The sequence below is a fragment of the Rhodococcus sp. 852002-51564_SCH6189132-a genome (genome assembly GCF_001665495.1).
Lineage (GTDB): Bacteria > Actinomycetota > Actinomycetes > Mycobacteriales > Mycobacteriaceae > Rhodococcus > Rhodococcus pyridinivorans.
Genome location: NZ_LZMJ01000070.1, coordinates 57,450 through 71,878, shown reverse-complemented (window position 1 = coordinate 71,878; position 14,429 = coordinate 57,450). Strand labels below are relative to the sequence as shown.

Here is a 14,429-nt window from a genome sequence, read left to right as displayed (position 1 = left end):
TCCAGGCGATGCTCGATCAACCGCACCCGGGTCCGTCGTCAGTCGACCAGCGCCACCGACGTGACGCGGTGCAGGACGAAGCTGCGCACCGAGCCGGTCGCCGGGTCGAAGGCCTGCACCTGCCCGCCGCCCACCGACACCGGATCGACGATGCGGCGCGTCGCCACACCCTGAGCGTCGACGTAGCCGAGGGTGACGCTGCGCTTGCCGTGCACGGCCAGTTGCAGCAGCGCGAGCGTCGCCGCACCGCCGGACCGGCTGCCGTCACCACGTGCCGAGGCCGTCGGTGTCGCGGACTCCGCACGGTCGCCGGCGCGCAGCGTGCGCACGAGGGTGTCGAGCTGCTCGTCGCTCGGCGCGGTGGGCCCGGCATAGCGGGCCCGGGCACGCGGCATCGCGACGCGGGCACCCCGGGGCCGTAGATCCACGATCGCTCCCGATGCGTCCTCCCCGGCGGGAGCGAAACCAGCGGCGCGCAGCTCGGTGAGCACCTCGGCAAGAGGCGCCTGCGAGATCGCGACGGTCGGGGCGACCGCGCGCAGGGCGAGCGTGGCGGCGACCGGGGCGGACAGTACCTCGGTGAGCAGAGCCGGATCGTCGGCGCGGACGAAGGACGTCGCCACACCGGCCCGCAGGCGTCCGTGGCGACGCGCGACGTCGTCGATCAGGTAGGTGAGCGACTGCGGCACCGGGGTGCGCGAATGCGTCGCGAACAGGCCGTGCAGGTCGCTCGCGCCGAGCCCGGCGTCGAGCGCGCGCCGGATACTGCTCTCGCCGATCCGGTAGACGGTCGCGGCACCGGCCGATTCGACGTCGGCGACGAGCGCGATCCGCTCGCCGAGTTCGGGGACGAGCGGTCCGGGGGCGACGACCGTGAGGTCGGCCTGGACGAGCACGTAGTCGACGGGTTCGGGGAGCACCGCTGCCATCTCGGCCTCGGCGTCGCCGCCGTGCAGCAGCGCCTTGCCCGGCGACGCGAGCATGCCGTGCGCGACGAGACCGAGTGTCGTCGCCTCGCGCACGGTCTCCACGACGCTCGTCGTGTCGAAGCGACTCGCCCAGCGAGGACGACGCCACGCCGCAGCGGTACGCAGGTCGGCGACGTCCGTGCCCGCCGCCGGCACGTCGGAGAGGGCGTCGAGCAGCAACCGTCGGTCGCGGGCGGCAGTAGGGGACTTCACCTCGTCGGACAGCGCGGCGACCGGCTTGTCGTTCTGGTCGCGCCGGCCGATCAGCCAGGGCCGGCGCGGCAGATCGAGCCAGGCACCGGCGAGCACGGCCCAGCGGTAGGCGGGGGAGGACGCGAGCCACGCGTCGGTGGCGGTGGTCGGTGCCCAGTGATCGTCGTCCCCCGGTGTCGGCGGATCGGGGAGGCCCCGCGCGATCAGACCGGCACCCGCGAGGACCTCGACGACGAGCGCCGTCTCGTCGTCGTCGAGTCCGACCGCCTTCCCGATGCGATGCAGTTCGCGGACACCGAGCCCACCGGCCTTGAGGACGGGGGCGGCTTGCGCACCGAGGGTGTCGAGAACGTCTTCGCAGTGCCGCAGCAGTTCGAGGGCGGCGCCGCCGGCGGTCGCATTGACGTCGGCGGTCGATCGGGTGGGTTTCGGTGCGCGCGGGGGAGCGAGCGCCGCCGGATCGAAGGGAGCGTCGTCGCGCAGTGCCTGGCCCACCCGGTGGGGGAGTTCGACGGTCTCGTCGTCGATGCGGAAGAGCAGTCCGGCGGCGAGCAGTTTCTGCACGGGCCGGTCGGCGGGGGTGTCCGGTGCGGCGTCGCGGGTCCGACCGATCGGGGACGTACGCGACAGGGTGTCGAGGATGCTGCGCTGCTCGGGCGGAAGAGCCGCGAGGAGGTCGTCGAGCTCCTGCCGGGACGGTCCGGTGACGTCGCCGGTGCGTCCGACGCGCCACGGAACGGCGTCCACGGCGGCGGCGACGAGACGCAGTTCGTCGGTGGACCCCCACACGAGCAGCAGCGAGCGCAGGGTGGACAGGATCCGGTCGAGATTCCTCGCGCTGATGCGGCCGGAGACCTCGTCGAGCACGGCGGCGCGGGAGACGGGGGTGTCCACCGCTCCGAGACGGGCCAGCACCTCGATGATCCCGAAGGCGGCGGTGTCGAGTTCGTCGGCCGCACGGAACACCGAGGCGCGTTGCTGAGCCCGGCTCGCGAGCACGTTCATGCTCGCCGGTGGCGGCACTACGAGATCCGGACGGGCGCGCAGCGTGGCGGCCAGATCCGTGTCGCGTCGACCTGCCAGCCAGCGGGCGAGGGAGTCCGAGGCGGTGTCGGGAGCGGGCGTGGTCGGGGACATCCCCTCCAGATTAGAGACCTGCGGTAGCAGGCCCCGAACTCACCTGCCAAAATGAGCGCATGGCTACCTCTTCGAAAAAGCATTACGTCGACCACGGATGGCCCGAGCTGGCCGACGGTGAGCACGCTGTCACCGAACTGTCGTCCACGCGTTCCGGTCCGCTCTCCCCGTACGGTGAGGACACCGTGTTCCCGTTGCCGGTCGAGGACCTGCCCTACACGCATCCGAAGACGGTGATCAACCGCTGATCCGATCGCGGATCACCGAACAGACTCTTCCGTACGGCGCCCGGTCCCTTCGTGGGGGCCGGGCGTCGTCGTGTGTGAGGGATGAACGAAGGTCGTCCGCATATGCGGAAGGGCCTCGCACCGTTCACGGTGCGAGGCCCTTCCGGGATGTTCGGGGTGTTACTGCGGGAGCACCGCGCGAACGGCGTCCAGGATGTTCGGGTCGAGCTCGACACCGGCGTCCTGGAGTGCGGTGACGCCCTGCTCGAAGCCGGCCAGGATGCCCTGGACCTCGGCGGGGACAGCGGGGGTCTCCGGAAGCTGCGGGACAGCGTTCTGGATGGCCGGCGCAGGGGTCTCGGCGGGCGCTGCGTCGACGGAGCGCTGCGTGGGCGCGCTCGACAGGCCGAGGCTCGACGAGCAGGAGGGCCATGCGCCCCAGCCCTGGCCGGCGAGGACACGCTCGGCGACGGCGATCTGCTGCTCGCGGCTGGCCTGGCTGGCCGAGGCGGCGTATTCCTGGCCGCCGTAGGCGTTCCAGGTGCTCGGCGAGAACTGCAGGCCACCGTGGTAGCCGTTGCCGGTGTTGATTCCCCAGTTGCCGCCGGACTCGCACTGTGCGAGGCGGTCCCAGTCGGAGTCGGGGGCGGCAGCGGCCGTGCCGCTGAACGCGACACCCGTGACGCCGAGGACTGCGCCCGTCAGCGCGAACTTCGCGACGGTACGACCGGTATTGGTGGGCTTGCGATGGCGTCCGCTCATGTCGGTTCCGTGTTCCTCTCCGTACGCACCTACGAGGTCAGCTGTCGGGTTCGGGCTGAAGAGGTCGCCCGGCCGTGTCGCTCCGTTGGGAGCGCCTTCGGCTTCACCCCGAGGACCGTCGCACTTGCGTCGGCCCGGGCCTCCTGGACACCGTCCGGCTGTGGGCCGATCGGTTCCTGGGAGACCGGTGGGTCCCCCGTTTCCTGTCCCCTGTGGATCGTTCGTCGGGACTTCCGGAACCACGGGACAGGAATTTGGCGCGGCGGTTCCGGACCGGTCGAGCCAGGCGGTTCGACCGGACATGACGGTAACGGTTCCGAGGGCGAAGTGTCACCAATTGATAACGCGCCGATTCGTGTGGCGACAGACGTGTGTGGCGCGGACCGGGGAATGAAGTCCCAGGTAGTGGGGTCCGGGTACCCGAAATTTCGTTTCGAGTCCTGCTCGTTATCGGCTCGTTATGTGAGAAAGATCACATGTAACTCGGGCGGGCATCCACATGAACGATCTCCTTCCCCAGGGGCATCAGGGAGATCGGGATCATCTTCAGGTTGGCGACGGCGAGCGGGATGCCGATGATCGTGACGGCCATGGCGAGCGCGGTGGCGATGTGGCCGAGGGCCAGCCAGATACCGGCCACCAGGATCCAGATGACGTTGCCGATCAGCGACATGGTGCCGGCCGTCGGCTTGTCGACCGTCGTCTTGCCGAACGGCCAGAGCGCGTAGATACCGATCCGGAACGACGCGATGCCGAACGGGATGGTGATGATGAGGATGCAGCAGATCAGACCTGCCGCGAAGTAGCCGAGCGCGAGCCACAGCCCGCCGAAGATCAACCAGATGATGTTGAGCAGGATCCTCATGTCCGGTCTCCGTTCCGAGCGCGCCGGCCCGAGCGCAGCGCGAAGGCGATGGCGAGGGCGAAACCCAACGGCCATGCGAGGGTCAACAGATACAGCGCGAGTCCGGGCGTGCCGTCGGTGACCGCCGGAATGAGGAAGATGGCGACGACCGCCACCACACCGACGACGAAGCAGGCGATCGCGGCCTTCAGGAGGCCGTTACGCGGGGCGGCAGACGAATCCGAAGATGAAGTACCCACGTGACCACGGTAGTCGCCGCAAGGACGGACGGTGACGTCCGGGAGCGGGAAGACGATTCGGGGGCGGACCCACCTCTGCGGGTACACTGACAGGTGTCTACGCGTCCCGCTCGACCGAGCGGGGCGCGTTGTTTTGCATGGTAAACGGGTTGCCCCACTGTGGGGCACAGCTTTCGAGGAGCAGGTGAGCGCGGTGCCGACCGGCAAGGTGAAGTGGTACGACGTCGAGAAGGGCTTCGGCTTCCTGTCCCAGGACGAGGGTGAGGACGTCTACGTCCGCGCCTCGGCACTGCCGGAGGGAGTGGAAGCGCTCAAGCCCGGTCAGCGCGTCGAGTTCGGTATGGCGGTGGGCCGCCGGGGTCCGCAGGCGCTGAAGGTCGAGCTCCTCGAGCAGCCCACGTTGCGGCAGGGTCGCCGCGAGGCTCCCGCCCAGCAGAAGCGCCGCGCGCCGGACGAACTGCACGGCATGGTCGAGGACATGATCAAGCTGCTCGAAGCAGCGGTCCAGCCCGATCTGCGGCGCGGGCGTTACCCCGACCGCAAGACCGGGCAGCGCATCTCCGAGGTCATGCGGGCGATCGCGCGCGAGCTCGATCACTAGGGACGAACCACGACGGGCCGTCCTCGCACACGGCGAGGACGGCCCGTCGTCGTATGCGGGGTCGGGACTCAGAACGTCTTGACGGCCCACACGGCGTGCGCGATCGGTTCACCGGCCTCGTCGACGACGGCCGACGGCAGCTGGATCTCCACTCCGAGCAACTGCAGCTCCGGGGAGCTCTCCACGGTGTGGGTGCGGCGTGCACCGGCCTCGAACATCGCGCCGTCGATGTAGGTCTGCCCGGTCTGCGTGTCGCCGTAGACGGTGAGGATGCGCCACGGAGCATCGGCGATCTCGTTCGGAAGCGACAGCTGCAGCGGGTAGCCGGCCGGCACGTCGAGCTGACCGATCGGGTTCTCCACGCAGTCCTCGAGATAGAGATTGCAGTGCTGCGCGGGATCGACCGTCACGGTCTTTCCCCGTGCGTACGCGGTGATGGTGGGGAGCGTGGGCTCGGCCGAATCGACCAGTTTCCACACCGTGGCGGCGACTCCCGCTACCACGACCACCAGGGCCACCAGCAGCAGCGCGAGAGTCTTCTTCGTCCGGGCCTGCAACTCAACTGTTCCAATCTTCGGTGGGGGATCCACCGGCGCGCCTCCGCCCGGCAGCCGTCTCGGTGGAGACGCGTTCGGGTCGACGGCCGCCGAATCCCGGCAGCAATGTCCCCCCACGGTATGTCAGCACCGTCTGCGCGAATCCGAGAACCAGCACGACGGAGACCACAGCGAACCCGAGCCACAGTTCGGTCGGCAACAGCACACCCATCGCTCCGCCGAACACCCAGCTGAGCTGGAGAACCGTCTCGGACCTGCCGAATCCGGACGCGATGGACTCCTCGGGAAGGTCCTGCTGGAGCGATGCGTCGAGCGAGACCTTGGCCAGCGCGCTGGCGCACGCCGCCACGAGCGCCGCCAGCGCGGCGGCCAGGACGTTGCCGGTCGCAGCGACGACGGCGGACACGACGACGACCGCGGCGGTGCACCGCACGACGATGAGAGCGGGCCGTCCGAGCGCGAGTCGCGCTCCGGTCGCGTTGCCCGCGAAGTTGCCGACCGCGGCGGCGGCACCGACACCACCGAGCATCGCGGCCTGCATGAGCGGATCCTGTCCGGTGGTGTTCTTCGCGACGAACGCCATGAACAAGGTCAGGAAGCCGGTGAGGATGCGGATCGTGCCGTTGCCCCACAGTCCGGTCACCACCGCCCGTCCCAGCGGCTGCTTCCGTTTCCCGGACTTGGTGACGATCACCTCGGTCACGGTGTCGGCGTTCAGCACCTCGGTGCGCGCGTCGGAGCGGTGGTACGACAGCGTCGCCGGCACCTCACCCTCGGTGACCTCGACCCAGGCGGGGATACGCATGCTCAGATAGGCGCCGAATGCGGTAATCCCGGCGCACAGCCACAGTGCGCCCGACGAACCGAATGCCCATGCCGCGGCCGCCGCGATCGCGCCGGCACCGATCGTGCCGCCGACCAGGCCGAAGACCGTCAACCGGGAGTTCACCCGCACCAGATCGATCTCCGGTGGCAGGACTCTGGGTGTCACCGCGGATTTGAGCACCGCGAACGATTTGCTCAGCACCATCATGCCGAGCGCCGCCGGATACAACAGCCAGCTGTCGAAGTTGAACACCAGCACTACCGCGAGCACCGTGCGCAGCGCGAAGGACGTCGCCAGCGCGACGCGACGACCGTGCTGCAACCTGTCGAGCAGCGGCCCGATGAGCGGGGCGATGATCGCGAACGGCGCGATCGTGATGAGCAGATACAACGCGACCTTCGTCCTGTCCTCACCGGTGGCCGCCGAGAAGAACAGGGTGTTCGCGAGCGCGACGGCGATGGCCGCGTCGGAGGCGAAGTTCGCCATCGTCGCGTAGGTGAGCGCCGTCAGGCCCGACTTGTCGGCGCCGTCGGCCGTGGCCGCTCGGCGGAAGGTCGCGATGCCCTTCGAGGTGAGTTCGCGGCTGCGCAGGGCCGCCACCCGCGTCACCGTCAGTTTCCGCGGCATGCGCGGAGCGCGCGGTGAGTCGGTCTCGGACGAGGACTCCGCCCGACCGGCCGCCGACGCACCCGGCGGTCGGCGCGGATGGTCGACGGGATGCAGGGGCGGCAGGGGAGTGCGACGGCCCGAGACGCGGCGCGGAGGCGGATAGTTGCTGTACCCCGGATGCTGCGAACCCGGGACACGGCCGTCTCCTCCCTCGGGGGCGGGTCGCTCGTCCGGTTCGGTCACGTCTTCGATTCTTCCCCACGCGATAGCGGCTGTAACACAAGGGCGGCACGTGGCCCGAGTGACGCGTGCCGCGATCGGTATGCCACCCGGATCACTCCACGAAACGCACTTCGAACAGCGTCGGCCAGTACTTGCCCGTCACCAGGAACCGATCGGTCCCGGGGATCCGTGCGATGCCGTTGAGGACATCCACATCGGCTCCCGCGGGCAGCCGATCACGCAGCGGAGCCGCGTCGACCCGGGCCTCCACACGGCCCGAGGCCGGATCGATCAGCACGATCTCGTCCGTCTGCCACACGTTCGCCCAGACCCTGCCGTCCTCGGCGCACTCGAGTTCGTTGAGCTTCGACACGGCACGTCCGTCCCGGTGCACGGTGACGCGCCCGAGTTCGTCGAAGGTGACGGGGTCGCGGAAGATAAGCTCGGCCGAGCCGTCGCTCATCACCAGACGGCCGGGTTGCGCGCACAGCCCCCAACCCTCGCCGTCGTAGTCGACCCGGCGCTTCTCGAGCAGGGTGTCGCGGTCGCGGAGGACGGCCGTGCCGTCCTTCCAGGTCAGCTGCCACACCTCGTCGCCGACCACGGTGATGCCCTCACCGAAGAGGTCGTCGAGGACGGGTTCGCGGGTGCGCTCGGTCTCGGCGAGGGTGACGGTCCCGCCGTCGAGGTCGACCTCTCGGGCCGACACCCACGAGCGCCCGGCCCGGCCGGTGCCTTCGAGCAGTTCGCCCTCGTCGATCTCGAGGCCCTGGGTGAACGCCTCCGGATCGTGGGGGTGCGTGGCGACGACTTCCACACCGAGTTCGGTGGCGGGTGGACCGGGTTCGGCGACGAGATCGTCGCCGCATCCGGCGGTGGTGACGCAGACGACCGTCGCGACCGCGGCCGAGAGGAGAAGACGGGGCACGCGCCCATCCTGCACCTCGCGTGTGAACGGTGCCTGTACGACCTTCCGCGACCCGCAGGCGCCGGAGCAGACAGGTCAGGCAGAATGGGGGTCGTGAGTGTTGCCTCTGCTTCCACTTCCCGAGGAACGAACCCCGTGGTCGATCCGGCGGTGCGTTCCGTGCTCGCCGACGCCGTCGACCTCGCTCGGGCCGCACTCGACGAACTTGGAGACGGTGGAGTCGGCGCCTATCTGGGCGTGACGCGCGAGGACGAGTGCTCGGCCACCCATCGTTTCGCCTCGGAGCTGCCGGGTTACCGCGGTTGGCAGTGGGCCGTCGTCGTGGCCGCCGCCCCGGATTCGGATCGGGTGACTGTGAGCGAACTCGTGCTCCTGCCCGGTCCCGACGCGCTCGTCGCCCCCGCGTGGGTGCCGTGGAGCGAGCGGATCCGTCCCGGCGATCTGGGTCCCGGCGACCTGCTGGCTCCCGCTCCCGACGACGTGCGCCTGGTTCCCGGCTACATGCTGTCCGGCGACCCCGAGGTCGATGAGACCGCCCTCGAGATCGGGCTGGGCCGCAAGCAGGTCATGAGTCTGGAAGGTCGCCTCGAGGCAGCGCAGCGCTGGTTCGACAGCGAATACGGTCCCGACTCGGAGATGGCGAAGGCCGCTCCGTCCTCGTGCCGCCTGTGTGGTTTCTATCTTCCGCTCGCCGGATCGCTGCGTGCGGCCTTCGGCGTCTGCGGCAACGAGTTCGCCGCCGACGGTCACGTCGTGCACGCCGAGTACGGATGCGGCGCGCATTCCGACACGACCCTGCCCACCGGCGCCGGTTCGCCGATCTACGAGGCGTTCGACGATTCGGCAGTGGAGGTCGTCGAGGTCGGACCGGCCGGCTCGGCGCCTGCGGAGTCCGCGACCACCGAGGTCGTGAGCACCGAGGTCGTGAGCGCCGAGGTCGTGAGCGCCGAGGTCGTGAGCGCCGAGTCCACGCCGACCGATTCCACGGACGAGCTCGCCCCCGAGTCGTCTGCCCCCGAGTCGTCCGAGCCGTCCCCGTCCGAGTCGGAACAGACCGACTGACGTGACCCGGCCGGACCCCGCGGATCCGTTCGGGACCGCGGCGTTACGCGAAGGGATCCTCGCGGCCTGGTCGTCGTCGCCCACCCGTCTGCGCGAGGACGCGGCGACCGAGGCCGATCATGTCCGCGCGGGTTACCGCGACCGCGTGTTGACCGAGCTCGCCCAGAACGCCGCCGACGCCGCCGCGCGTGCCGATGTACCGGGTGAGCTGCGTGTCTGGTTCGCCGACGGCCGTCTCCACGTCGCGAACATCGGTGAGCCGCTCCACGAGGGCGGTGTCCACGCGCTGACCGCACTGCGCTCGTCGAACAAGACCGGCGCCGGATCCACCGTAGGGCGGTTCGGTGTCGGCTTCACGGCGGTGCTGTCGGTCTCCGACGACATCGAGGTGCGTTCGCGCACCGGTTCGCTCCACTTCTCGGCCGAGCGCACCCGCGCGGTGCTGGCCGAGCGGAACCTGCCCGAGCCGGAGTCGGGTGTCCCGGCGCTGCGCCTCGTGTGGCCGACGGAGGCCCCGCCGGCGACCGGCAGCGACACCGAGGTCGTGCTGATCCTGCGCCCCGGGGTGGACCCGGTCGCACTGCTCGACGCCTTCCGATCCGAGGCCCACGACATCCTGCTCGAACTCCCGGGCTTGCACACCGTCCTCGTCGCCGACGACGAATTCACCCGTCACCGGCGCGAACTCGACAGCGGCCTGTGGGAGGTGCGGATCGGCGATCGCACCTGGTGGGAGTTCACCGGAGCGTCGGCGCGATGGCTGGTGCCCGTCGTCGACGGGCGGGTCGACCCGGTCCGCAGCGATGTCCTGCGTGCCCCCACCCGCTCCGACGAGGAGCTGTCACTTCCCGCGATCGTCGTCGCCGACGTCGCCATGCAACCCGACCGGAGGCGCGTGCTTCCCGGAGCCCACGTCGAGAACGTCGCCCGCGGATACGCGCGGTTCGTCGCGGCTCTGCCCGCCGAGCAGCGACTCGACCTCGTGCCCCTGCCGGGTTTCGCGCGCAGCGAGGTCGACGAACGCATCCGCGAGGCGATCCTCGACGAGTTGGCTGCCGGCGCGTGGCTTCCCGCCGCCGACCGCAGCGCCGATCTGGTGCCCGACCGGGCCGTCGCACTTCCCGGTCTCACCGACGACCTCGCCGACGTCCTCGGCGAGGTGGTCCCGGGGCTCGTGATCCCCGAGTTGTGCGGGCCGCGACATGCGTCCGCGCTGTCCGCCGTCGGCGTGCACCGGCTCGGTCTCGCGCGACTGGCCGAACTGCTCTCCGGGCACGAACGCGATCCGAAGTGGTGGAACCGCCTGTACGAGGCGCTCACTCCGCTCGTCGTCGACGCGGTCGCGGCCGAGGAACTCGCATCGCTGCCGGTTCCGCTGTCGGACGGACGGACCGTGACCGGCCCGCGTACGGCGGTTCTCGCAACGCAACTGCAGGATATCGGCCCGGTGTCCATGCCGTGGGTGCGTCTCGTCCATCCCGACGCCGCGCATCCGCTGCTCGCCCGGCTCGGAGCCGGCACCGTGACGGTCGAGAACCTGCTCGCCGACCCGGCGCTCGTCGCGGCCGTCGAGGACACCGATCCCGACGACCTCCACCCGGAGGGCGACCTCCCGGCCGGTGAGCTCGCCGACGTCGTGCTGCGACTGGTGCCGCTCGTGTCGCCCGCGGCCGTGCCCCGCGAACTCGGGGCACTGCTGCTGCCCGACACCCACGGCGACCTCGTCCCCGCCGACGAACTCCTGCTTCCCGGTGCACCGCTCGCAGAAGTACTCGTCGAGGACGCGCCCTTCGGCACCGTCGACGCGTCCGTCGTCGACCGGTACGGGGCCGACGCCCTGCGGGCGATCGGTGTGGGCTGGGGATTCACGGTCCTGCGTGCGGAACTGCCGACCGGCCCCGACCACGATCTGCCCGACGAACACCTGTGGTGGGAGCGGCTCGACGACGATCCCGAGGTGCTCGTCGCGGTGCGCGACCTCGATCTCGTCGACGATCGCCGCTGGTCGCGGGCGTTGACCCTGCTGGCCGCCGAGCCCGCGACGGCCGAAGCGATCGCCGACCCCGCCGGATATACGGCGTGGTATCTGCGCACCCGCGCGTCGCTCGACGGCCGGCCTCTGGGCCACTACCGGTTCGCCGACGACACCCTCTTCGAAGGTCTGCTCGATCCCTGTACCCACCCCGACGCATCGGCCTTCCGCAGCGCCCTCGCCGGAACGCGGATCGACGACATCGAACTGGCACAGACACTGCTCGACCGGCTCGCGGACGACAGCAGGTCGCCGGGGCCGGCCGCGATCGTCGCCGCGCACGACGCGCTCGCCGCGGCGTTCTCGTCGGGTGGTCTCGATCCCGAGTCGGTCACTCTGCCCGACGGGGTGCGCAGCCTGTCGGGTGTCGTCGTCGACGCGGCCGACGCTCTCGTACCCGACCGTCCGTGGTTCGCGGCCGCGATCCCGCACGACCGCCTCGTCACCGGTGGCAGGGGAACCGCCCACGCGCTCGCGGACGTGCTCGACATCGCCGTGGCGTCCGCGGTGGTCGACGCCGAACCCGTCGAGCAGGGGAGGAGTTCGACGTGGGAGCGCGAACCGGCCGCGGTCCTGGCCGGAATCGTCGCCGGGGTGCCGCTTCCGCGCGGCGTACTCGCGCTGCACGACCGACTCGTCCTCCGCTGCTCCGGAGCCCTGACCGGTGAGGTCGAGGTCCCGTGGTGGGTCGACGCGGCCGGCACCGTCCACAGCACACCGATCGGCCTGGCCGCGGCACTCACCGCGCTCACGGCTCCGGACGTGAGAACCGAACCGTGACGCTCGATACCGCGGTGCTCGACTGGATGGTGTCGCTCCGCGAGCCGTGGCTGACCACCGCGGTGACCGCACTCACCCACACGGGCGGGGGAGTCGCGACGAGCCTGATCGCCGCGGCGACGACGCTGCTGCTGGTGCGGGCCGATCATCTGTCCGACGCCGTCCTCGTCGCCGGAGCGGTCCTCACGGGCTGGCCGTTGATGGTGTTGCTCAAGAATCTGTTCGGCCGTGTCCGGCCACCGGAACCCGAACGGCTCCTGGCCCTGCGCACCGAGTCGTTCCCGTCCGGACACGCGATGACCAGCGCAGTTCTGGCCACGGTGCTCGTCGCGGTCGTCGTGCGCACGTGGCCGCGCGGCGATCGCCGCCGGACCGCCGCGACGATCGCGCTCGCCGGTTACACCCTCGTGATCGGGCTCTCTCGCGTCTACCTCGCGGCGCACTGGTTCACCGATGTCGTCGCAGGCTGGATCTTCGGGATCACATGGGCCCTGCTGTGGGTGTGGTTGATCACTCGGGTGCGGATCCGTCGCTGACACCGCTGTGGGCTTGTCGCGGACGGCCGTGGGCGAGGGTCAGTCCAGCCCCGCCTGGGCACCCCGGTCACCGCGTCGGGCGGCGCGACGCTGCAACAGGAAGAGCGCAGTTCCCAGCAGCCCCACCACGATTCCCGCCACGCAGACCGGAAGCACATCGTCCCGGAGTTCGCCGCCCACCACCGCCACGACGACGGTCGCCACCACCCACAGACCGGTTCCCACGGCAAGCGCGGGGCGAGGGTCGGCGAGGCGTCGGATGCGGGCTGCGACGAGCTGGGCGGGTTCCACGGTTTGCAGATTAGTTCCTTCGCGCTGCAATAATCGGTTCCCGTTGCGACGCCCCGTACTCGACGAGCGGATTTGTGGACATGGCCGTAGGCACCGACTCCAAGCGAACGTCCTTCCTGGACACCTATTTCAAGATCACCGAACGCGGTTCCACCGTGTCCCGAGAGGTGCGTGGCGGCATCGTCACGTTCTTCGCGATGTCGTACATCGTGGTCCTCAACCCGCTGATCCTCGGTAGCTTCTCCGCCGAGGACGCGAGCGCGAAGATCGACGTGATGGGCAACATCCTGCCCATCAACCAGGTCGCCGCCGTCACCGCGCTGGTCGCCGGCTTCATGAGCATCGTCTTCGGTGTGGTCGCCAACTATCCGTTCGCCATCGCCGCCGGCCTCGGCATCAACAGCCTGCTGGCGGTGACCATCGCGCCGCAGGTCACCTGGCCCGAAGCGATGGGCCTGGTGGTCATCGACGGCATCATCATCGTCGTGCTGGCCCTGACCGGTTTCCGCACCGCGGTCTTCAACGCGATCCCGGCAGAACTCAAGGCCGCCATCGCTGCCGGTATCGGCGCCTTCATCGCCATGATCGGCCTCGTCGACGCCGGCTTCGTCCGCCGCATCCCCGACGCCGCCGGCACCACCGTCCCTGTCGGCCTGGGCATCGACGGCTCCATCGCGTCGTGGCCGACCTTCGTCTTCGTCGTCGGTGTGCTGCTCATGGGTGTGCTCGTCGCACGCAAGGTGCGCGGCGGACTGCTGATCGGCATCGTCGCCACGACGATCCTGTCGATGATCATCGAGGCCATCGCCGACGTCGGCCCGTCGCTGGGCACCAACCCCAAGGGCTGGAATCTCAGCACCCCCGACGCCCCCGACTCCTTCTTCGGCATCCCGAACCTGAGCCTCGTCGGCAACGTCGACCTGTTCGGCGCGTTCACCCGCATCGGCGTGATCGCCGCGACCCTGCTCGTGTTCACGCTCGTCCTCGCGAACTTCTTCGACGCCATGGGCACCATGACCGGCCTCGGCAAGGAAGCCGGCCTGGCCGACAAGAACGGCACCCTGCCCGGCATCGGCAAGGCCCTCGTCGTCGAGGGCACCGGCGCCATCGTCGGTGGTGGCGCTTCCGCCTCGTCGAACACGGTGTTCGTCGAATCGGCCTCGGGTATCGCGGAAGGAGCCCGCACGGGCCTGGCCAACGTGGTCACCGGTGTGATGTTCCTGCTCGCGATGTTCCTGACCCCGCTGTACGAGGTAGTCCCGATCGAAGCGGCCGCTCCGGCTCTCGTCGTGGTCGGTGCCCTGATGATCGGCCAGGTCCGCGACATCGACTTCTCGGTGTTCGCTGTGGCGCTGCCGGCCTTCCTGACCATCATGGTCATGCCGTTCACCTACTCGATCGCCAACGGCATCGGCGTCGGCTTCATCACCTGGGTGATCCTGCACGCCGCGAGCGGCAAAATCCGCACCATCCATCCGCTGATGTGGATCGTCGCAGTGCTGTTCGCCCTGTACTTCTCGGTCGATCCGCTCACGGAACTGCTCACCTAGGCAGCCGACGCGTGTTTCGGGCGA

At 69.9% G+C, this 14,429-nt stretch carries 14 protein-coding genes and 1 riboswitch; of the genes, 6 read left to right on the top strand and 8 right to left on the bottom strand.

Annotation, left to right across the window (positions count from 1 at the left end):
- Positions 1-38: 38 nt before the first annotated feature.
- Positions 39-2,318 carry a helicase-associated domain-containing protein gene (locus A5767_RS16905; RefSeq protein ID WP_006551682.1) on the bottom strand — a complete coding sequence of 760 codons (2,280 nt, stop codon included), beginning with the start codon at positions 2,316-2,318 and terminating at the stop codon, positions 39-41.
- A gap of 59 nt (positions 2,319-2,377) precedes the next feature.
- Here A5767_RS16905 and A5767_RS16900 point away from each other — a divergent pair, with 59 nt between their 5' ends.
- On the top strand, positions 2,378-2,566 hold the full coding sequence (locus A5767_RS16900) for a hypothetical protein (protein ID WP_006551681.1): 189 nt from the start codon (positions 2,378-2,380) through the stop codon (positions 2,564-2,566).
- 159 nt (positions 2,567-2,725) lie between these two features.
- On the opposite strand, the gene A5767_RS16895 is transcribed toward A5767_RS16900, so the two are convergent.
- The 3 genes from A5767_RS16895 to A5767_RS16885 form a co-directional block, all read right to left on the bottom strand.
- Positions 2,726-3,307, bottom strand: coding sequence for a transglycosylase family protein (locus A5767_RS16895; protein ID WP_006551680.1), 582 nt, complete (start codon positions 3,305-3,307; stop codon positions 2,726-2,728).
- A gap of 10 nt (positions 3,308-3,317) precedes the next feature.
- A riboswitch (cyclic di-AMP (ydaO/yuaA leader) is annotated at positions 3,318-3,458 on the bottom strand.
- Between the two features lie 321 nt (positions 3,459-3,779).
- Positions 3,780-4,172 carry a YccF domain-containing protein gene (locus A5767_RS16890; RefSeq protein ID WP_006551679.1) on the bottom strand — a complete coding sequence of 131 codons (393 nt, stop codon included), beginning with the start codon at positions 4,170-4,172 and terminating at the stop codon, positions 3,780-3,782.
- A complete protein-coding gene (locus tag A5767_RS16885) occupies positions 4,169-4,411 on the bottom strand; it encodes a hypothetical protein (protein ID WP_024103084.1) in 243 nt (80 codons plus the stop codon). Before A5767_RS16885 ends, A5767_RS16890 begins: the two co-directional genes overlap by 4 nt.
- Positions 4,412-4,604: 193 nt before the next feature.
- On the opposite strand from A5767_RS16885, the gene A5767_RS16880 reads away from it, so the two are divergent.
- Positions 4,605-5,012, top strand: coding sequence for a cold-shock protein (locus A5767_RS16880; RefSeq protein WP_006551677.1), 408 nt, complete (start codon positions 4,605-4,607; stop codon positions 5,010-5,012).
- Positions 5,013-5,080: 68 nt separating this feature from the next.
- Here the strand turns inward: A5767_RS16880 and A5767_RS16875 are convergent, their stop codons facing one another.
- The 3 genes from A5767_RS16875 to A5767_RS16865 all read right to left on the bottom strand — a co-directional run bounded on the left by A5767_RS16875 (position 5,081) and on the right by A5767_RS16865 (position 8,154).
- Positions 5,081-5,569, bottom strand: coding sequence for a DUF2771 domain-containing protein (locus A5767_RS16875; RefSeq protein ID WP_064852750.1), 489 nt, complete (start codon positions 5,567-5,569; stop codon positions 5,081-5,083).
- A gap of 1 nt (position 5,570) precedes the next feature.
- Positions 5,571-7,247 (bottom strand): MFS transporter, encoded by a 1,677-nt coding sequence (locus A5767_RS16870; protein ID WP_064852749.1) that lies wholly within the window; start codon positions 7,245-7,247, stop codon positions 5,571-5,573.
- Between the two features lie 91 nt (positions 7,248-7,338).
- Positions 7,339-8,154 (bottom strand): glutaminyl-peptide cyclotransferase, encoded by an 816-nt coding sequence (locus A5767_RS16865; RefSeq protein ID WP_006551674.1) that lies wholly within the window; start codon positions 8,152-8,154, stop codon positions 7,339-7,341.
- A 135-nt stretch (positions 8,155-8,289) separates the two neighbouring features.
- Here A5767_RS16865 and A5767_RS16860 point away from each other — a divergent pair, with 135 nt between their 5' ends.
- The 3 genes from A5767_RS16860 to A5767_RS16850 are packed head-to-tail and all read left to right on the top strand — an operon-like array spanning position 8,290 to position 12,564.
- On the top strand, positions 8,290-9,216 hold the full coding sequence (locus A5767_RS16860) for a DUF3027 domain-containing protein (RefSeq protein WP_064852748.1): 927 nt from the start codon (positions 8,290-8,292) through the stop codon (positions 9,214-9,216).
- 1 nt (position 9,217) lies between these two features.
- Entirely contained in the window at positions 9,218-12,028 is a 2,811-nt protein-coding gene (locus A5767_RS16855) for a sacsin N-terminal ATP-binding-like domain-containing protein (protein WP_064852747.1), read from the top strand.
- Entirely contained in the window at positions 12,025-12,564 is a 540-nt protein-coding gene (locus A5767_RS16850) for a phosphatase PAP2 family protein (protein WP_064852746.1), read from the top strand. The genes A5767_RS16855 and A5767_RS16850 overlap by 4 nt, the downstream gene beginning before the upstream one ends.
- A gap of 39 nt (positions 12,565-12,603) precedes the next feature.
- Here A5767_RS16850 and A5767_RS16845 read toward each other — a convergent pair whose 3' ends face one another.
- On the bottom strand, positions 12,604-12,855 hold the full coding sequence (locus A5767_RS16845; RefSeq protein WP_006551670.1) for a DUF2530 domain-containing protein: 252 nt from the start codon (positions 12,853-12,855) through the stop codon (positions 12,604-12,606).
- 80 nt (positions 12,856-12,935) lie between these two features.
- Between A5767_RS16845 and A5767_RS16840 the strand changes: the two genes are divergently transcribed.
- Positions 12,936-14,405, top strand: a complete 1,470-nt coding sequence (locus A5767_RS16840) for an NCS2 family permease (protein WP_033096781.1) — start codon at positions 12,936-12,938, stop codon at positions 14,403-14,405.
- Positions 14,406-14,429 lie beyond the last annotated feature (24 nt).

Coding starts and splice junctions, on each gene's coding strand:
- A5767_RS16905 (WP_006551682.1), bottom strand. CDS start 2,318: ATGTCCCCGACCACGCCCGCTCCCGACACCGCCTCGGACTCCCTCGCC.
- A5767_RS16900 (WP_006551681.1), top strand. CDS start 2,378: ATGGCTACCTCTTCGAAAAAGCATTACGTCGACCACGGATGGCCCGAG.
- A5767_RS16895 (WP_006551680.1), bottom strand. CDS start 3,307: ATGAGCGGACGCCATCGCAAGCCCACCAATACCGGTCGTACCGTCGCG.
- A5767_RS16890 (WP_006551679.1), bottom strand. CDS start 4,172: ATGAGGATCCTGCTCAACATCATCTGGTTGATCTTCGGCGGGCTGTGG.
- A5767_RS16840 (WP_033096781.1), top strand. CDS start 12,936: ATGGCCGTAGGCACCGACTCCAAGCGAACGTCCTTCCTGGACACCTAT.